Source organism: Paenibacillus sp. JT22N1 (assembly GCF_059692155.1).
Window position 1 is genome coordinate 317,804 of sequence record NZ_JCAUAW010000003.1, and the last position, 19,860, is coordinate 337,663.

The 19,860-nt window shown below is 45.8% G+C and carries 18 protein-coding genes; 3 read left to right on the top strand and 15 right to left on the bottom strand.

The features are described from left to right. The 8 genes from AC58UU_RS07865 to AC58UU_RS07900 form a co-directional block, all read right to left on the bottom strand. Entirely contained in the window at positions 1-2,934 is a 2,934-nt protein-coding gene (locus AC58UU_RS07865; protein WP_497314466.1) for an ABC transporter permease, read from the bottom strand. Beyond that, positions 2,934-4,034, bottom strand: a complete 1,101-nt coding sequence (locus tag AC58UU_RS07870; RefSeq protein WP_171648496.1) for a permuted SH3 domain-containing protein — start codon at positions 4,032-4,034, stop codon at positions 2,934-2,936. The genes AC58UU_RS07865 and AC58UU_RS07870 overlap by 1 nt, the downstream gene beginning before the upstream one ends. Further along, positions 3,997-4,767 (bottom strand): ABC transporter ATP-binding protein, encoded by a 771-nt coding sequence (locus AC58UU_RS07875; RefSeq protein ID WP_497314468.1) that lies wholly within the window; start codon positions 4,765-4,767, stop codon positions 3,997-3,999. Before AC58UU_RS07875 ends, AC58UU_RS07870 begins: the two co-directional genes overlap by 38 nt. A 323-nt stretch (positions 4,768-5,090) precedes the next feature. Further along, a complete protein-coding gene (locus AC58UU_RS07880; RefSeq protein WP_497314470.1) occupies positions 5,091-6,218 on the bottom strand; it encodes a sensor histidine kinase in 1,128 nt (375 codons plus the stop codon). Then, entirely contained in the window at positions 6,211-6,906 is a 696-nt protein-coding gene (locus AC58UU_RS07885; RefSeq protein ID WP_497314472.1) for a response regulator transcription factor, read from the bottom strand. Before AC58UU_RS07885 ends, AC58UU_RS07880 begins: the two co-directional genes overlap by 8 nt. 41 nt (positions 6,907-6,947) lie before the next feature. Continuing rightward, a complete protein-coding gene (locus AC58UU_RS07890; RefSeq protein ID WP_497314474.1) occupies positions 6,948-7,469 on the bottom strand; it encodes a VanZ family protein in 522 nt (173 codons plus the stop codon). A 37-nt stretch (positions 7,470-7,506) separates the two neighbouring features. Further along, positions 7,507-8,364, bottom strand: coding sequence for a M15 family metallopeptidase (locus tag AC58UU_RS07895; protein WP_497314476.1), 858 nt, complete (start codon positions 8,362-8,364; stop codon positions 7,507-7,509). A 301-nt stretch (positions 8,365-8,665) separates the two neighbouring features. Then, positions 8,666-9,211, bottom strand: a complete 546-nt coding sequence (locus tag AC58UU_RS07900) for a GNAT family N-acetyltransferase (protein WP_497314478.1) — start codon at positions 9,209-9,211, stop codon at positions 8,666-8,668. 179 nt (positions 9,212-9,390) lie between these two features. Here AC58UU_RS07900 and AC58UU_RS07905 point away from each other — a divergent pair, with 179 nt between their 5' ends. Next, the gene (locus AC58UU_RS07905; protein WP_497314480.1) at positions 9,391-10,767 is read left to right on the top strand and encodes a dipeptidase; all 1,377 of its coding nucleotides are present in this window, start codon (positions 9,391-9,393) and stop codon (positions 10,765-10,767) included. Between the two features lie 21 nt (positions 10,768-10,788). Beyond that, complete coding sequence (locus tag AC58UU_RS07910) at positions 10,789-11,295, top strand: GNAT family N-acetyltransferase (RefSeq protein WP_497314482.1); 507 nt, start codon at positions 10,789-10,791, stop codon at positions 11,293-11,295. Positions 11,296-11,386: 91 nt separating this feature from the next. Here AC58UU_RS07910 and AC58UU_RS07915 read toward each other — a convergent pair whose 3' ends face one another. Both AC58UU_RS07915 and dapA read right to left on the bottom strand, forming a co-directional pair. Further along, positions 11,387-11,788 (bottom strand): RidA family protein, encoded by a 402-nt coding sequence (locus AC58UU_RS07915; RefSeq protein WP_497314484.1) that lies wholly within the window; start codon positions 11,786-11,788, stop codon positions 11,387-11,389. Positions 11,789-11,805: 17 nt separating this feature from the next. Continuing rightward, entirely contained in the window at positions 11,806-12,687 is an 882-nt protein-coding gene (gene dapA, locus AC58UU_RS07920) for a 4-hydroxy-tetrahydrodipicolinate synthase (RefSeq protein ID WP_497314486.1), read from the bottom strand. Positions 12,688-12,810: 123 nt separating this feature from the next. Here dapA and AC58UU_RS07925 point away from each other — a divergent pair, with 123 nt between their 5' ends. Beyond that, the gene (locus AC58UU_RS07925) at positions 12,811-13,683 is read left to right on the top strand and encodes a LysR family transcriptional regulator (RefSeq protein ID WP_497314488.1); all 873 of its coding nucleotides are present in this window, start codon (positions 12,811-12,813) and stop codon (positions 13,681-13,683) included. 61 nt (positions 13,684-13,744) lie between these two features. Here AC58UU_RS07925 and AC58UU_RS07930 read toward each other — a convergent pair whose 3' ends face one another. The 5 genes from AC58UU_RS07930 to carA form a co-directional block, all read right to left on the bottom strand. Next, positions 13,745-13,954, bottom strand: coding sequence for a YjfB family protein (locus AC58UU_RS07930; protein WP_497314490.1), 210 nt, complete (start codon positions 13,952-13,954; stop codon positions 13,745-13,747). A 34-nt stretch (positions 13,955-13,988) separates the two neighbouring features. Then, positions 13,989-14,630: an orotate phosphoribosyltransferase gene (gene pyrE / locus AC58UU_RS07935; RefSeq protein ID WP_497314492.1), complete on the bottom strand. Its 642-nt coding sequence runs from the start codon at positions 14,628-14,630 to the stop codon at positions 13,989-13,991. Between the two features lie 39 nt (positions 14,631-14,669). Further along, complete coding sequence (pyrF, locus tag AC58UU_RS07940; protein WP_171649065.1) at positions 14,670-15,359, bottom strand: orotidine-5'-phosphate decarboxylase; 690 nt, start codon at positions 15,357-15,359, stop codon at positions 14,670-14,672. A gap of 95 nt (positions 15,360-15,454) precedes the next feature. After that, the gene (carB, locus tag AC58UU_RS07945) at positions 15,455-18,664 is read right to left on the bottom strand and encodes a carbamoyl-phosphate synthase large subunit (protein ID WP_497314494.1); all 3,210 of its coding nucleotides are present in this window, start codon (positions 18,662-18,664) and stop codon (positions 15,455-15,457) included. Beyond that, positions 18,651-19,823 carry a glutamine-hydrolyzing carbamoyl-phosphate synthase small subunit gene (carA, locus tag AC58UU_RS07950; RefSeq protein ID WP_497314496.1) on the bottom strand — a complete coding sequence of 391 codons (1,173 nt, stop codon included), beginning with the start codon at positions 19,821-19,823 and terminating at the stop codon, positions 18,651-18,653. Before carA ends, carB begins: the two co-directional genes overlap by 14 nt. Between the last annotated feature and the right edge of the window lie 37 nt (positions 19,824-19,860).

Sequence of the window (19,860 nt, forward strand, 5' to 3'; positions counted from 1 at the left end):
CTATTTCTCCTCCCCCAGCTTCACAGCCTGATGAACACGCAGCCTTCTTATGTGTAAGAACAGCAGCAGTGCCCCAGTTATCATCATGAAAGCAACCACGAAATATAGCTGATAGGTGTCTTTGGAATCGAAAACAACTCGGAACGGCGGCACCTGCGTCTTCACATTCTGGGAAGTTTGAAGGAAAGGCAGGAAGAAATAACTCGTTAATTTACCAATTCCGATGCCTAGCGCGATGGACAATCCAGCCGTAAAACCTTGCTCCAGGAGAAGCATTCCAGTCAATTGTTTGCGGGAAAGCCCCATGGCGCGAAGCACCCCAAACTGTACAACTCTGCTAGATAAATTAAAGAACCAATACAGCATATAGCCGATTAAGGACACGATCACAGATACGAGAAAGCCTAGGCTAAGAATACCAAAGACCCCGCCTCTTGCTGGAAGCTTCTTCTGAATAATGAGCTCGTTACGAACATCCTTCACGGAAGCTAGCTCAATCCCCTTGGCCTGCAGGGCTGTAACAATCGGTGCAACTTTCGCGTCCGGTTTCATTTTGAGCCATACTTCATAGGGAGTAATAGGTGCTTGATCGTATATGTAATCCAGATTTGCGATGAAAAATGGTGTCTGATCCGGATATTGACTCGGCCAATACGGCAGGATACCAACTATCACGAATTCCACGGGCTGCTGACCGATGGTAATCGAAAGCAGATCACCCGCTTTAAGCGAATATTTGCTTGCATAATTCGAAGGTATGATGACAGCTTGCTCATAGCTCCCTAGCAAATTCAAGTATTGATTCGGATGTGCCGGGAATAAATCGGGCCGGAACCAAGCCACTTTAGCAAAATCGGCATTATCGATCCCCATGATCATTCCCTGACCGGTTGATTTACCAGATACAACGACGTTTCCTTTCGTCTGCAAAACTCTGGCCGCAGCCTGGACGCCCTCTAGATCACGGAACATTTGAAAGGGCGGCTCGACGTAACGAATCTTAGAGGGTGTCTCCTCTCCAGGTTTCGGGCCGCCTTGACCTTGGCCTCCACCCGCACCGGAGCCACCGCTGCCATTGCCACCGTTATTACCTCCAGCACCAGACGTCCCGCCTCCCTGAGCTCCACCGCCACTTTTCCCTGCGTTGGGATCCTTCGGCAGGTCGTCTGAGAAGCCTTCCCATACGGTTTGCAGCACAACATCGGTACCGTATTGATACAAGATCCGCTCCGTTGAGTTCAGATCAATCGTACGTGCAGCCGAAGAATTGTACACGCCGAGGCCGAGTGTAAGAATGAGCAGCAGCATAAGCGGGTAATAGGATTTGGCAGAGCGGGAAAGCTGAACTAGCGTCAAGTATAGTGGCACAGGCAGGAATTTTCGCCCAAGCCAGCCGAACAAGCGCAGCAGCCACGGAAAGATACGCAGAAAGAATAGTCCTAGCGCGAAGATCGAGAGTGCTGGAACGAAAAACAGCAGTGGATGCACCTGTAATTGATCGGTCGTTAGCCCTGTTTGTACGGATAATACTTGGCGTTGATCAAATAAGTAGAAGCCGTAGCCAACAAGTCCTAGCAGTACGATGTCAATGAACCACCGCTGCCATAGTGGCGAGCGATCTGATCTAGCGAGCTGCTGCTTATAGTTGACGATCGAAGATCTTGCGAAAAGGACAGCTGGAATCACACTGGCAAGAATCGCAATCAGAACAGCGAGCCCGCCGTAGAGCATCGCCTCATTTGTAAAACTAACAGGAATCGATTTACGATCAACGAACGTTAGAAATCCGCTGGAAGAGCCGATACTTTTCGCCATGAACCAGCCCATAAAAGGTCCAATCAGCAATGCAATCGCCCCAAGTAATAAGCCTTCCAGAAAGTATATTCCCACAATTTGCTTTGTACTGCCTCCACGGCTTCGCAGGATGGCAATCACACCACGCTGTCGATCAAGCGATTGTCTGGCATTCATCACAATGTAATAGAAAACCATCGCAATCATCGGGGCCGCTAATGTGAATAATAAAATCTGCATCTGCAAGCTTTGGGCTTTAAATTCAGTAAGAATTGGCTTAAACGATACATCTACCTTTGTATTCTTGAGTTTTTGGAACAAATTGATATCCAGACGCTCCAAACGGTTCTCGAGTGGCGATAATTGACTGGTTTGGATGTTCCGCAGATCGAATGCATAATACCAATTGGCCAGCTGAAGCGGAATCTTCTTCTCCGTCAACAACGTCTTCATAAAAACATCATCATGAATAATAAGTGCGTTTACTAACCCTTCTAAGCCTTGAAACCAATAAGCACTTGTTTCATTTTTTGGTTTGAAGGAACCAACAATCTTCACTTTTAACAATTGACTGCCGCCGCTACCTGCGACCGAATAACTGAATACATCACCTACATGCAGATCGTTTCGAAACAAAGCTTCCTCTAAGACCACAGCTTCCAATATCCCATTCTGTACTTGCCCAGAAGCCATCTGGCCGACTGACCATTCAACCTGATCGGTTAATCCGCTTAACGTCGTTAATGTCATTTGTCGACGTTTACTAGGGTCTGCTTTTGTCCCATCTGCGGGAGTTAGCTGCGCCCCTTTGATGGTATAGCTTCTTGCATAGGTCTGTAATGGAAAGCCAACATCTTTCGGAATTTCATCTTGAATATACACATTGACGTCTTTGAGCTCTTCTAACCCTGCACGTTCTGTCCCAACAGCTTGATAGCGCATGAGCAGTGAGCCTGCTGGAAGTCCCTCGCTCTTTTCTTCTAACGATTTGGCGACGACTCGCTTCAGCGACCCATCGGCATACATCGGAATGCTCGTGGTGAAAGCAACAGCCATTACTAGTCCAAGCAAGGTGCTGAGCGTTAGCCAGCGGGTATTCCACATTTTCCGAAATAAAAACCGCAGCATCGGCATGGACATTAGCGACCCACTACTTTCTGTCCAGCTGTGAGACCTTTTACAATCTCCGCATCCGTAGACGTCTGCTGACCGATTTCCACGTCCACTTCCTTCTTATTTCCTTGAGCATCAATGACTTGGACATAATTCCGGCCCGAATACGAGCGAAGTGCAGCCAAAGGAATCGTCGTGGCGTTTTCTTTTCTTTGTGTAATGATCGTGACACTTAGCGGTGTTCCTCGATTCAGCCCTTTCGGAAACTCACTAAGCTGAACGACCAAATAATTATCGATCGTATCCTGCTCACCTTGCCCACCTTGACCAGGAAACCCGCCGTTATTATTGTTGTTACCAGCTTGCGGATTCGGCAGCTGCTTCACTTTTCCTTTGTGCTGGCCGGCAGAATTTATATCCACCTGCACGTCCATACCAATAGCTACTTTCTTCGCATCATCTGCACTAATACTTGCTGCCACGGTTAGCTCATTCAAATCAGCTAGAGTCGCAACGGATTCTCCGGACTTCACGGTATCGCCTTTCTTGGCAGTTACAGTGACGATGGTTCCGCTGAACGGTGCGAGCAGCTGCGCTTTACCAACTTGTGTTTCAAGCTTGGTCAGTTCTTCACGCTTCAACTCAAAATCAATCTTTGCCTGCTCGATTTGCTCAGGAGACATTTCATCTGCTTTCCGCAGCGTTTCAATCATCGTAAGCTCATCCTTGCGTGTTTGAAGCTTCTTCCGCTTCAAATCACTCGCTAGATCCGATACGTCGAGCTCCGCGATCGGCTGCCCCTTTTCAACTGAATCCCCATTCTTAACAAGTATGGCACTGATCCGTTTGGCGGACATATCTTCGGAGAAAAACAGCTTCTCCTCTTGCAAAGCCATTAAACGCCCACTCCCTCTCACTTTCGTTTCAAGGGTTTCCGTTTTCACCGTGTATTCAGGCTTTTTGGAAAGCTTAGGTGGATTAATCGTCGGAAGAGATTCTTCTTCCTGCTCCTTAGGCAAAAGTGAACATCCAGAAGCAAGTAGTAATGTCGAACATACAAGCAGTGCAGCTAAAGGCTTCATCGTCCAATTACGTGACGAATCTTCCGTCCACCATTTCGTAAACATGATCGGCAACCTCCAAAATTGTAGGGTCATGTGTTGTCATACATATCGTGACTTGCTCCGCTTTCATGATGCTGCGGAAAACGGACATAATCTGCGCACCCATCTGAGAATCAAGCTCAGCTGTAGGCTCATCCGCCAAAATAAGGGCAGGCCGATGCGCAATCGCTTTCGCAATCGCGACACGCTGCTGCTCACCACCGGAAAGCTCATAAGGACGATGGTGCATCCGCTTGCCAAGCCCAACGAGCTCCAGACAATGCTTCACTCGCTCTTTCCACTGGGAACGCGGAATCCCCGCCATTCGCAGCGCCAGCTCCACATTTTCCCATGCAGACAACAAGGGCATTAACGCATAGGATTGAAAGATAAAACCAATTTCCTTGCGACGTATCAACGTCCGTTCATCGTCACTGCTGAGATGAAAGGCATGCTCTTGAAACAAAATTTCTCCCTCATTCGGCTGATCGAGCCCCCCAATTAAATTAAGCAGCGTTGTTTTCCCCGAGCCGGATCGGCCTTTGAGCATGACAAGCTGCAGCGGTTTGAGCTCCATCTCAATCCCTTTCAGTACCTCTAACCTCTGGCCTCCAACTTGAAAGGAGCGGTGTACACCACTGACCGTTAATAACGGAAAATGAAGTTGGCTGTGACGAGAGGAATGTTCATCAAAATGCGGCTCCTCATCGATAGCTAAAGCGTCAATCGCGCTTCTTTTACGAAACCAGCTTGCCATTTGGTATGTCTTCCTTTCATTTCCAAACTGTATGTATGATAAAATAGACGGCAGATCTTTCCAAAAAGTTTCATGAAACTGAAAATTTCCTGAATGCTTTTTGGGGATAAACCCGTTTGTATGAATCTATTAAAATATACTATGAAATGGAAAATTCATCCATACAACGAATTGCCTATTTATACATAATAATCACCCCAACTACATTATTTCCGGATAACTCAAAAACCCCACTTCTTCATTCTCAGTTTCCTCCTCCCATTCATACATTTAGAATAGGAGAGACTGTTAAAAGAATAAGTAGGGTAAATATAAATTTTTCATTAAATGATCGGATCATTAGTTACGAGTCCTTCGGATGCCGTTTTTTGCGGGAAACGGACTTCAAAAAGCGTACGAATTACACTGCTTTGGGCTGTAATTGTGCCTTGATGCTGCTCTACAATATTCTTCGCAATGGACAAACCAAGGCCAGTGCTCCCCTCGCGATGAGTTCGCGCTTTATCGCCTGTAAAAAACATATCGAAGATATGCGGCAGCTCTTCCGGGGGAATGCAATCCCCATAATTGACCACTTGAATCGCCACATCTTCTGCATCAAGATTGCAGTTAATGTCGATAAGCTGACCATCTTTTCCATAGCGAATGGCATTCGTCAGCAGATTTTCAAATACACGTGCCAACAGCTCACCGTCACCCCAAACAGTCAAATGCGGAGTCACATTCAATCGAGTTGTTAGGTTATTTTTCTCAAAAACAGGGTATAATTCCTCGTTTAATTGAATGAGAAGCTCGCTTATATCGATTGGTTTTTTTTCAATGTTAAGCTTTCCATAGTTCACTCGAGTGATTTCGAATAGTTCGTCAATGAGCTTTTCTAAACGTTGAGACTTGGTAAAAGCAATGCTCGTATAGTGCTTGATTTGTTCTGCAGTCAGTTGATCGTTCTGAAGAATGAAATCCAAATAACCTAAAACGGAAGTCAGCGGTGTACGCAAATCATGAGCCAAATTCAAGACCAATTGTTCCTTGCTGTTTTCAGCAAAATCTCCTCTCTCCAATGCTTGCTGCAATTTTTCACTTGCCAGATTAATATCTCTCGCAATATCCCCGAATTCATCATTGGATGGAATACGTATCCGACTGTTGAAGTCGGCATTCGCTAGCTGATTAATTCCGCTGGATATTTCATGAAAATAAGCCGCATATCGTTTGGTGAGGAGAAAGAAAAACAAAATCGAGAGAGGAATGAAAATAAGCAAAAAGAAGTTAATATCCCCAATCTCTCTTATGAGATTACGAATTTTAGTCAATGGATTTTCCATTTTGGTCGTATAATAATAGAGTTGGAGAGCTTTATAGATCAAATAGGTAATGGTGGCGGAAAAAAGCATACTTAAACCAAAGAGTTGAATCATTTTAAATCGAAAGCTTCGGATTATTTCAGCCATTAAATGTATATCCCACCCCCCAAACTGTTTTGATCAGTTTATTTTTATGATCGTCTTCTCCAAGCTTTTTCCGTAAGGTACGAATGTGTACCATGACCGTATTGCTGCCTTCATAATAAGCATCGCCCCAGACCTGTTGAAAGATATTTTCCGCGCTATAAACTTTCTTTGGATAACTGGCTAACAGATACAAAATATCAAACTCTTTTGGAGTTAGTTCAATAGGCTTGCCGTAAACGAATACGGTTCGTTCTTCGGGAAAGATGATCAGTCCGCCTGCCTCCAAAGTAAGCTTGCCCGCTTGCTTTGGTTGATTAAACTGTGTGGAACGCCTCAGCTGAGCATTCACGCGAGCAACCAATTCCATCGGGTTGAACGGTTTGGTTACATAATCATCCGCTCCGCTTACCAGTCCTGTAATCTTATCAAGGTCCGTCGTTTTGGCACTTAAAAAAATGATAGGCAGATGATACTCAGCTCGAATTTGCCTTGTTGCTTCATAGCCATTCAGTATAGGCATCATAATATCTAAAATCGCCAAATCAATGGAATGCGTTTGAATAGCAGAAATAGCTTCCTGCCCATTAGCTACTTTCACGCAACGGTAACCCTCTTTTTCTAAATGCAACTCAATCAGATCGGCAATTTCCGGCTCATCATCCGCTATCAGAATTGTGATCGACTTCATTCGTTCCACCCCTGTATGACCATAGTATTGCTTTTATTGTATCAGATGGAGCTACCACTTGCTTGGTTAGCACTTGATGTAGTAACTAACAAAGCGAATAATTTGAAAATAATAAAACCGATCAAGCCCCCGCTTGAATTGAGTATCAGATCATCTACATCATAGCGTCCAATAGAGAAAAAGGCCTGCGCTAATTCCAGGATTAGACTTAAACCTAATGAAAGTATGAACGCGTCTATAAATGATATTTTTTTGTTTCTAAACATTAAACCAAGAAAAATGCCGTACGGCATGAATATCGCAAAATTCCCAACCAGGTTAATTAGACCATGACTCGAGATATCATGAATGGTTCTGGATATTTCTTTAAAGGGAATCAGATTACCTTTTTGAAGTTGCCTGCTCATATGATCAGTGTTCCTCAGACTTATCTTAAGCTGATGCCAGAGAAATGTCATGTCGATTGAGCTGAACTTAAATAGAATAATTTTGAATATAGTGTACATATAAAGGGTAAACAGTACTTGAATTGTAATATCTTTCAACATTATTTTATGTTTCATACGCCATTCTCACCTTCTTTAGATTCATAAGCCCTGATCATGGATACATGGTCACAATGATACCGTCCATATTGTTGCCTGATATCTGATAGCGTCCATTCTCTGGTACAAGGATAGTTGTGTTTTTGGAGACAGGATAGTAAGAGATCTCATAGGTTTGATTATCTACAGTAGTCTTAATGGTCTTCTTTTCTTTCAAAAAATCCAAATATTGTTCCAGGACAAAATTCTTTTCCTGCATAATTGCGCTGTGCGGCAAACCAACATAGCGAAAATGCCAGGGCTCAGATTGAATACCTGTGATTGCAGTTTTATCAGCCGGATAACGCAAGATAAACCCGTATCTCCATGCATTTTTTTTCAGCCACTTTCCTTCAGGCGCTTTACTCATCTCCGTTTGCGTAGATCCAATATCAAGCGATAAACCTAAATTATGTTCGCTATTCCCTGCTGGCAACGCATAATCAGCTCCCATTTGTTTATAGAGCTGGTTTTGTTCTTTATTGTCCCGATAACCGCTGCTGATTAAAAATCGGTTAACCCCATCATTTGCTGCGGCCTCAATCATTTTTGAGAATTTTTGCACCAAGCTCGGCGACAACCGAATCGTATTATCCATCACAATGAATCCATTCACCAATTCCTTATGCTTAAATAGATTCACCGCCTCGGACTCTTCAGCCCCTGGAGGTACCGGATGATCCTTGTTGACCAACAACAAATTGCCTTTATAAATCTGATCTTTGGTTACTTTAAGCTCGTTCTTTTGAGGAGTCACCTCTTGAGTTTGATTCTCTTCTTCCGGCGGTTTCTCGTTAACGACTTTCAGTTTGTGTTGGCTAAATCCATAACCGAGCAGTAAAAGTATAACAAGCCACAAAATCCACTTCTTCATCCATAGTTCCTCCTAACCATTCATTCACTCCTAGGATAAAGAAAACTAATTAATAAGAAATGGGGTTAAAAATAAAATTTTTCTTAAACTTGTACATCACACCCAAACAGAAAAAGACCGCTCATCGCCATTTTCAGCGATAAACGGTCTCTATTTATTTATTAAACATATTTCACAAACTCACCAATCGGTTTACGATAACCGCGCGGCCGCTGGCTGGACGTGTCTTCCTTCCCAAGGCAATGAGATATGACTAATCTAAGTTACATTATTCGACATTTTTCTATGATTTCCTTGAATATTATTCCATAGCTGTATTGCGCAGGACCATATGAATATGGTCCTCCCACATACCATGAATTTGTAGATATTTGAGAGCCAAGCCCTCCTCATAAAAGCCCAACTTCTCTACGACCTTCAGAGACGCCGCGTTTCTAGGCATGATATTGGCTTCAATCCGATGTAGATTCATTACTTCAAAAGCGTAGGCAATAATTGCTTTTAATCCCTCAGTCATTAGTCCCCGATTAAGGAGCTCCCCGTCCATTCGGTAGCCCAAATGGCAAGATTGAAAAGCACCTCTGATGATATTACTAAGCGCAATTGACCCCACAATTCGTTCTTCAAATAGCATCCATACCTTAAGCATCTGGCCTTCCTCGATCTTAATTGCTTCTTGTTCCAACTGCTCAACCTGATAATCCTTAGTGAAATACGTTTCATTACGTTCTAATTCCCACGGTTCGAGAAAAGTTCGATTACGAATCACATAATCAAGAACCATATCTACAGAAGAACGATCTAATAAAACTAAAGACATTCGTTCGGTTTTAACCAAGAGTTCCATTAACTTCGCCCCTTCAAATAGCGGAATTTACCTATACAATAATACCCACTTCTATTTACATCGTGCAACTGTCTTATAAAATGTGTGTCTGCATCACTAATTTGCAGGAATTTACTTGCATTTGGGGAACTTAAAAGAAGCACCGATATAAATGGCTTAAAAAGAAGGAGAAATCAAACATGATAGAAACGATCAAAACCTATTTGAATGAGCAAAGGGACCAACACATAGAGGAATTAATGCAGTTTTTGCGGATTCCAAGTATAAGTGCTGTCGCCGAACATCAACCAGACATGATTCGCTGTGCAGAATGGACGGCTCAGTCTTTGAAACAAGCCGGTCTTGAAAACATTGAAATTATGGCTACTGGGGGACATCCAGTTGTCTATGCAGATTGGTTGCATGCCCCGGGTAAGCCAACTGTACTTGTATATGGACACTATGATGTTCAACCGGCCGAGCCGTTAGAGCTGTGGAACACTCCTCCATTTGAGCCTGTGATTCAAGATGGCAAACTATTTGGCCGCGGTAGCACTGATGATAAAGGTCAACTGCTGCTTTACGCCAAAGTGATTGAGGCTTTTTTACGAACGCACGGCAGCCTACCTGTTAATGTGAAGTTTTGTATTGAAGGTGAGGAAGAGATTGCGAGTAAGCACCTGCCAGCATTCGTGGAAAAGTATAAAGATAAATTACAAGCCGATACCATCGTTCTTTCCGATACTCAAATGCAAGGGCCAGGAAAACCTGCACTTATGTATGGTCTTCGCGGGCTAGCTGGGTTCGAAATTACGATTGATGGCGCAAATAGTGACCTTCATTCTGGCCTGTTCGGCGGCGCGGTTCAAAACCCGATTCACGCTTTATCGAAGCTGTTAAGTTCCTTTCATGATGAAAATGGTCGTATAGCGGTGGAAGGCTTCTATGATCGAGTCATTGAGCTCTCGGACAAAGAGCGTGAAGCCTTTAAACAAGTAGAACCCGACGAGAACAAGGTTAAATCGGACTTACATGTTGAAACGTTATATGGGGAAAATGGGTTCTCGTTCTATGAACAAACGACTTCCAGACCGACATTGGAAATCACATCCGTAAGCGGCGGCTTTCAGGGTGAAGGCATTAAACCAATCATTCCTAACCGTGCCAGCGCTAAAATAGCTTGCCGTCTCGTTGCCGCACAAGTACCCGAGGAAATCATGGATGCGGTTGAAAATCATATCCGTGCCCTCTCCATGCCTGGCGTAAAAGTGACCCTAGACCGCCAACTGCGCGGAAACCCATTTATCACGCCAATTGATGAGCCTGTAATGGTAGCAGCTGCGGAAGCTTATGAGGATACCTATGGCGTTTGGCCTGTATATACTCGAAGCGGGGGTTCAATCCCCATTGTTGAAGTGTTGGGACGCGTATTAGACGCCCCCGTTGTACTGCTTGGTTTTGGTCTACCAGGTGAAAACCTGCACGCGCCGAATGAGCATTTCCATTTGGTCAATTGGGACAAAGGAACAGAGACCATAAGCCGTTTCTGGCTAAAACTTGCAGCAAGGAATGAATAACCACTGAAAGGAAACCTTACCATGAGTACGAATCATCTAACGATCCGTGATGCCAGCTTGGAAGACTTAGCCGACATTGTACGAATTTATAATTCCACCATTGAAGGACGCATGGTTACAGCAGATACAGAACCCGTGACTACAGCCAGTCGCGAAGGCTGGTTCTATGAGCACTCTGCGGATTTCCGCCCTTTATGGGTATTGGAAAACGGAAGCGGCATCTGTGGATGGCTCAGCTTTCAGTCCTTCTATGGCCGGCCCGCCTATAACGCTACAGCGGAAGTCAGCATTTATGTCGATGAAGCTTATCGCGGCCAAGGCATTGGTCGTTACCTGATGGAGCACGCTATAGACGCTAGTCCAAAGCTAGGACTGAAGACGCTGCTTGGCTTCATTTTCGGTCATAACGATCCCAGCCTCCACCTTTTTCGCAAATTCGGCTTCGTTAACTGGGCTCATCTGCCTGGCGTTGCTGAACTTGACGGAATCGAACGCGACCTCATCATTCTTGGTAAACGTGTAGGATAATATGTAAACAAATAGCGCTTCCCCCTTATGTCCGCAATTTCAAATCGCGTTCTAAGAGGATAAGCGCTTTTTTATCATAAATGCCCTAGCTCTAGATTTTCTCGGTTTCCTCAATCAACAGAGCTTCAACCTCAATCTCTATCAACAACAAAGGATCTATTAAAGCCTTCACTTCAACCATCGTTGCCACGGGCTGCACGTCACGGAAAAACTCCCCATGTGCCTTGCCGAATTCCTCCCATAACGAAATATCCGTTACATACATCCGCGTTCGAATCACATCTGACATTTGCCCCCCGAGTTCTTGCAGCGCCTGCTCGATCGTCTGGAGGACGACTCGCGCTTGCTCATACGGATTACCTACGCCAACGACCTCTCCATCCCTCATAGCTGTTGTGCCAGCAACCTCGATGCGGTTCCCTACCCGAATCGCCCGACAATAACCTACAACAGGTTCCCAAGGTGAGCCTGTAAATACCCTAGTCCGATTCATAACTAACTCTCTCCCTCTCACTTTTGTAAAAAAGCGGCTAACTTCTTCTGCAAGCTTTCTGTCACCGAAAGCAGCGGCAATCGAAGTGTTCCGGATTCAATGACACCTTGCTGCTCAAGCAGCCATTTGAGAGGTGCTGGATTGGGCTCTTCGAAAAGCAATCGAATGAGAGGTTGCAACTCATCGAATAGCTTTTTGCTCATCTCGTGTTGTCCAGCTTCAAAATGCTGATAAAACGATACAAACCGCTCAGTCATTACGTTCGCCGACGCGCTCATAACCCCCTTAGCACCGGAGCTAAGCGCCTCAAATAGCAGTGAATCTTCCCCACACAAGACGGGTTTCGAGCCTAGACGTGTAAGTTCAGACACTAATTGAGTGTTCGGCGTACTGTCTTTCATACCTATAACACCATCGAGTTCAAGTATCGTACGCACGGTATCAAGTTCTAACGTCACGCCCGTGCGATGTGGTATTTCATATAAAATGACAGGCACACCAACGCTAGCTGCCCGGCGGAAATGCTCAATGATCCCTTGTTGACTCGGCCTATTATAGTAAGGCACTACGACTAAAACAGCGTCAGCTCCTAATTTCCCAGCAGCCTCCGTCTTTTTCACCGTAGATAACGTATCATTCGTTCCTGTACCTACAATGAGCGGAGCATCTACCTGCGCAGCCTCGCGAGCTGCTTGTGCCGTAGCGAACAAGATAGCTATTTCCTCATTTGTAATCGTCGGAGATTCCCCTGTCGTTCCATTGACGACCAGTCCGTCTATCTCATCTTGAAATAAATTGTAAGCTAGATTATAAAAAGAGGCTGCATCCACCTCATACTCTTCATCAAATGGCGTAATAATGGGAACATAGATCCCATGTAAGTCTTTCTCTCTTAACATCTCAATCATCTCCCAGTCCTAATTCGTTTGTACATTCACTTTAGCATGGATCATTGGATCACAGTTAGCTATAATAAATGATAAGACTCATCAAAAATTTTGATATTAAAGCGAGGGGTTCCTATGGATTTAACCTATTTCCGAACCTTTCGGGAGGTTGCCCGGAGAAAGAGCTTTACACGAGCTGCCGAAGAATTGGGCTATGCGCAATCGAGTATTACGATGCAAATTCAGAAGCTGGAACGAGAGTATGGCGTACCCCTTTTCGAAAGATACGGACGTCAGCTTCGATTAACAGCACCCGGTGAAAGCTTGCTAAAGCTAGTCTTGCAAATGCTTGACCTCTATGATCAATCCAAAGAAATGATAACAAGCGAAGTCAGAGGAACACTGACGATAGGTACGATTAACTCACTCGCTGCTTACTATTTACCACCCTATTTACATGTGCTGAAACAGCGTTACCCTGATCTCAATATCCAGCTCTTCCCTGACAGTGAAGCTTCCCTTATTACCAAAGTAAGAGAAGGTGACTATGATATAGGGCTAATACTAGATCGTTATCCGGCAGACACCGTACTTGCATGCACGAAAGTCAGAGAAGAACCTTTAGTGTTGGTGGCACCGCTTGAGCATCCACTAACGAAACAAACACAAATACAGCTAACCGATTTTCAGCAAGCCGAATTTATCGTTACAGAAGAGGGCTGCATCTATCGAGGTATGTTTGAAAAGTTACTAAAAGATCATGCTGTCCCGCTTCAAATTGGATTTGAGCTCGGTAATTTAGAAACAATTAAACAGTGCGTCATGAATGGGCTTGGTATCGCCCTGCTGCCCCAAATTGCCGTTCAGAACGAACTGGAACAAGGGAAACTTGCCCATCTTCCTTTTTCACATTCGGACTTAAAATTAGACCTTCAACTGCTGCTCCACCCCAAAAAGTGGATGTCCCAGCCCTTGCAAACTTTCATTCAACAACTGACTCAAGGATAACCTCAGCGAATAAAAAAGAAGCTCTCCTTTTCGTAAAGGTAGAGCTTCTTCCGTTATAAACTTATATGCGGATGTCGAGATTGCCACCCAAATGCGGTGTCGCTGAAGCGGTAACCAACTGTTGGGATTTAGCAAAATCCTGTACTAATGTACTAGATGAAGCTGCTTGCATATCACTTACTTTGCTTAAAAGCTGAATGCCAACAGCTTGCTTCAAAGCGTCTCCACCACTAATCGCAGTTAGAATCCAGTATAGGATATTCTTACACAATTCGTCAATCTTCGCACTTTAAATGGATACCGCTTTACACACCAAACTCAGCAGGATTCGATCTCCAAGAACGAAGGAGCTCCATGTCCTCTTGTTTGATTTTCCCCTTCTCTAGAGCCACTTCAAGCAGTGTAGAGTAGTTGGAAAGTGTGTAAAGTGGCATATCAGCAGCTTGGAACGCTTCTGTAGCTTTATCTAGCTGATAGGAGAAAATCGCCAGCACGCCCAACGCTACAGCACCAGCTTCTTTGACAGCAATAGCTGCTTTCAAAGAACTGCCACCCGTAGAGATAAGATCTTCAATCACGATCACCTTTTGTCCTGGTTTCACAGTGCCTTCAATCAAGTTCTCTTTGCCATGTCCTTTGGCTTTATCACGAATGTAGATCATTGGGAGACCTAGCTTTTGAGCAACCCAAGCGGCATGAGGAATGCCCGCTGTTGCCGTACCAGCAACAACCTCTGCATCCGGGAATTTCTCTTGAATCAAAGCTGCAAAGCCGTCAGCGATCGCTTCGCGAATAGCTGGGTGTGACATCGTCAGACGATTGTCACAATAGATTGGCGATTTGAGGCCAGAAGTCCATGTAAAAGGCTGCTGCGGTCGAAGTGCTACCGCTTCTATATCTAATAATGACGCCGCAATATGCTGCGCGATTGTATCGAGTTGACTCATGTTCCTACCACCGTTCCTTCCGTTGTTAGACAAAGCATGCTATACGATTGAATCGATTATCGCTTCAATTGCTGCTCTTGGATCCGCTGCGCCTGTGATCGGTCGACCGATCACGACGTAATCCGTTCCCTGCGCGAAAGCCTCAGCCGGCGTCATGATGCGCGACTGGTCGCCCACGTCGGCTCCAGCAGGGCGAATGCCTGGCGTCACGGTGACGAACCCGTCACCGCACGCCGCCTTAATCGCAGTCACCTCAAGCGGTGACGCGACGACACCCTGCAGCCCCGCAGCATGCGCCAAGCGGGCATAGCGAATGACGGCCTGTTCAACCGTACCGGTCAGGCCGATTTCGTCATTCAGCACCTGCACGCTGGTACTGGTTAATTGCGTCACGCCGATGACAATCGGACGCGAAGCACCTACAGCTAGCCCCTTGTCGACACCCTCCAAGGCGGCTTCCATCATCTGCTTGCCTCCGGCAGCATGGACATTGAACACGTCAACCCCAAGGCGCGTCACGCTTTCCGCCCCGCCTTTGACCGTGTTCGGAATGTCATGCATCTTCACATCGAGGAACACCTTGTAGCCGCGATCCTTCAGGCTCGCGACGAAGCCGGGACCTGCAGCATAGAACAGCTGCATGCCCACCTTCACGTAGCAAGGGATGCCTTCGAGCTGCTTGAGCAGCCCTTCAGCACCTTCCGCGTTCGCATAATCCAAAGCGACCATAATGCGTCCAGTAACATCTGTGCGAGTTAGTGTACTCAAATTCGTCACTCTCCTTAGAGTTTTGCTTTAGCAAAACTGACTTCGTAAGCATAGTCTTAGACATGAATTGGCATTGCACGTGAGGAGAAGTTGATTGCTTCAAGCATATTAACAAGCGCTCTTACTGTATCGAGTGATGTCATACAAACCACACCGTTCTCAACCGCTTCACGACGAATACGGAAGCCGTCGCGCTCTGGCTCTTTACCTTTAGTCAGTGTGTTCACAACGAATTGTGCATCACCGCTGCGGATGAGATCCAGAATGTTAGGCGAACCTTCGCTCAGCTTGTGAACGGTCGTCACTGGAAGACCAGCTTGTTCGATCGCTGCTGCCGTTCCGCCTGTTGCAATGATTTTATATCCAAGACGATAGAAGCCCTTTAAGATTTCAATCGCTTCTTCTTTATCTTTGTCAGCTACTGTTACTACGACAGATCCTGCTGCAGGAATTTTCATCCCCGCTCCAATTAAGCCTTTATAAAGTGCTTTGGCAAAATTGATATCGCGACCCATAACCTCACCCGTCGATTTCATCTCAGGTCCGAGCGTAGTATCTACACGGCGCAGCTTCGCGAAGGAGAATACTGGCACTTTAACCGATACGTACTTGTCTTCCGGCCATAAACCGCCTTGGTAGCCCATATCAGCAAGCTTTTGTCCCATAATGACGCGTGTAGCCACGTTGGCCATCGGGATGTTCGTTACTTTGCTCAAGAAAGGCACGGTTCTGGAAGAACGTGGGTTTACCTCGATCACATACACTTGATCGTTATGAATAACGAACTGGATGTTGACCAGACCAACTACGTTCAGCTCAAGGCCGATTTTCGTGGTAATGTCGATAATTTGTTGTTTAATCTCATCTGAGATGGATTGCGGTGGATAAACCGCGATAGAGTCACCGGAGTGAACCCCTGCGCGTTCAACGTGTTCCATAATCCCTGGGATTAGAACCGTTTCTCTATCGCAGATGGCATCAACCTCTACCTCTTTACCAAGCATGTAGCGGTCGATCAGGACCGGATGCTCTGGGTTGATTTTCACAGCATATTCCATGTAGCTTAACAATTCTTCATCGGAGTAGACGATTTCCATAGCGCGTCCACCTAGGACGTAAGATGGGCGAACGATAACCGGATAACCGAATTTAGCAGCAGTACCCACAGCTTGGTCAACCGATGTAACGGTGCCGCCTGGTGGTTGAGCAATCGAGAGCTTGCTAAGTAAGGCTTCGAATTTCTTACGATCTTCCGCTGTATCGATACTTTCCAGATCCGAACCGAGAATGCGTACGCCAGCTTTGTGTAAAGGTGCAGCCAAGTTAATCGCTGTTTGACCACCGAACTGAACGATAACCCCGATTGGGTTTTCGCGTTCGATCACATTCATCACATCTTCAAAGAACAGAGGCTCGAAGTACAAGCGATCGGACGTATTGAAGTCTGTTGATACAGTCTCTGGGTTATTGTTGATGATAACCGCTTCGTAGCCTGCTGCTTGGATCGCCCAAACCGCATGAACCGTGGAGTAATCGAACTCAATCCCTTGACCGATACGAATCGGACCGGAACCAAGCACGACAACTTTCTCTTTCGTTGTTTCCGTAACTTCATCTTCTTGCTCATAAGTTGAATAGTAGTATGGCGTTGAAGCTTCGAATTCAGCTGCGCAAGTATCAACCATTTTGTAAACCGGCTTGATATTTTGCTTCAAACGGTGCGTTCGGATGTCAGCTTCTTTGGTAAATGTCGAACAGCCCGCAAGTGCGCGAATTTCTGCAATGGCGCGATCGGTGAAGCCTTTGCGTTTCGTTTCGAAAAGCAGCTCATTTGTAAGTTCGCTAGCTGCAATCTCTTTCTCGTATTTAATCAGACCATCTAGTTTGTTCAAGAACCACCAGTCAATCTTCGTCAAATTCTGCAATTGTTCCACGGTGTAACCTCTGCGATACGCTTCTGCGATTAAGAACAGGCGCTCATCGTCAGGCTTTTGCAGGCGGAACTCGAGTGTTTCTTGATCGATAAGATCCGTCTCTTTTAGGAACAAACGGTGTACGCCGATCTCTAAGGAACGAACCGCTTTATGAATGGACTCTTCGAATGTACGGCCAATCGCCATAACTTCGCCAGTCGCTTTCATTTGCGTACCCAGCTTACGGTTTGCCGCTGTAAATTTATCGAACGGCCAACGTGGAATTTTGGATACGATGTAATCCAGAGCAGGCTCGAAGCAGGCATAGGTTTGGCCTGTTACTGGATTGACTAGCTCATCAAGCGTGTAGCCAATCGCAATTTTAGCAGCCATCTTCGCAATCGGATAGCCCGTTGCTTTGGACGCAAGCGCTGAAGAGCGGCTAACACGCGGGTTTACTTCGATTACGTAATATTGGAAGCTATGCGGATCAAGCGCGTACTGTACGTTACAGCCACCCTCGATGTTCAAGGCGCGAATGATTTTAAGCGAGGCCGAACGCAGCATTTGATACTCACGGTCCGACAAGGTTTGGCTTGGTGCTACAACGATACTATCTCCGGTATGTACACCTACTGGATCAAAGTTCTCCATGTTACATACCACGATGCAGTTATCGTTCGCGTCACGCATTACTTCGTACTCGACTTCTTTCATGCCAGCAATACTGCGCTCTACCAGACATTGGCCGATTGGGCTGTAGCGAATTCCGGAAGCAACGATTTCTGTCAACTCTTCCATCGTGTTACAGATACCGCCCCCAGTTCCACCTAATGTGTAGGCAGGACGAATGATGATGGGAAAGCCGATTTCGTTAGCAAAATCTACTGCTTGAGCGACCGTGGTTACGATAACGCTATCCGGTACCGGTTGCTCTAATTCTCTCATCAAGTCTCTGAAAAGGTCACGGTCCTCTGCTTTCTCAATCGCCGTAAGCTGTGTTCCCAGAAGCTTCACGTTCTCGCTTTCCAGAACACCCGCACGAGCTAGTTCAACGGCCATGTTCAGACCTGTTTGACCACCGAGTGTTGGAAGCAAACCATCGGGACGTTCTTGACGAATGATTTGCGTAACAAACTCAAGCGTAATCGGTTCGATATATACTTTATCCGCCATGTTCGTATCCGTCATGATCGTTGCAGGGTTGCTGTTGATCAGGATAACTTCCATGCCTTCTTCTTTAAGAGCTTGACAAGCTTGCGTACCTGCATAGTCAAATTCCGCTGCCTGACCGATGACGATAGGACCAGAACCGATAACGAGAATCTTTTTAAGTGTATTATTTTTTGGCATATTGCAGTTCCTCCTTCACAGATGTCGATGCCGTGGAAGCTTTCCACTGTGCAAGCATTTGCGCTTGGCGCGGCTGCTGTGGGTTATCGATTTTGTGCTGACGAATCAGCGAGATGAAATCATCGAACAAGTAACTGGAGTCAAATGGCCCCGGTGCTGCCTCTGGGTGATACTGAACCGAGAAGGCAGGGTATTTCTTATGTTTCAAGCCTTCGATGGTGCGGTCATTATTGTTGATGTGCGTCACTTCAAGGTCAGTTCCTTGGACGGATTCTTCCTTAACCGTGTAGCCATGGTTTTGCGATGTAATGTAGCAGCGTCCAGATACAAGGTCTTTAACTGGATGGTTACCGCCGCGGTGACCAAACTTCAGTTTATCCGTATCTGCGCCACATGCTAGTGCGAACAGCTGATGACCCAAGCAAATGCCGAAGAGCGGGATATCGCCGAGTAATCCTTTAATCATTTCAACGGCGTGAGGTACGTCTTTCGGATCCCCAGGGCCATTAGACAGCAGTACACCGTCTGGCGCAAGGCGACGAATTTGTTCAGCTGTAGCATCTTGAGGTACAACAACAACGTCACAGTCACGTTTGCTTAGATCGCGGATGATTCCGCTTTTGGCTCCGAAGTCTACGAGAACGATGCGTTCTTTGTGACCAGGTGCGCCGTATACACTTTTTGTGGATACACGAGCGACTTGATCCGTCATAAGTGAAGTTCCTCTTAGGATCTCAGTCAGCTCAGCAATGGATTTATTGGATGTTGTCAAAAGGCTTTTCATAACGCCATGATGACGGATTTTACGAGTTAACATGCGCGTATCGATGCCGCTGATCCCAACAATGCCGTATTCTTTCAGCAGGCTACCCAGCGTATATTGCGCTCTCCAGTTACTAGGAATCTCTTCATGCTCACGAACGACAAAGCCATGAATGAAAGGACGTACGGATTCAAAATCATCCCGAATCACACCGTAGTTCCCCACCAATGGATACGTCATTGTCACGATTTGACCGCAGTAGGAAGGATCGGAAAGCACTTCCTGATAACCTGTAATTCCTGTATTGAATACAACCTCGCCGACGGATTCACCTTCACTACCGAACGATTTTCCTGTAAAAAGAGTGCCGTCTTCCAGCAACAATCTTGCCTGCATGTTCTTTCAACTCCTTCGCTATTGTCAACGATTCTCA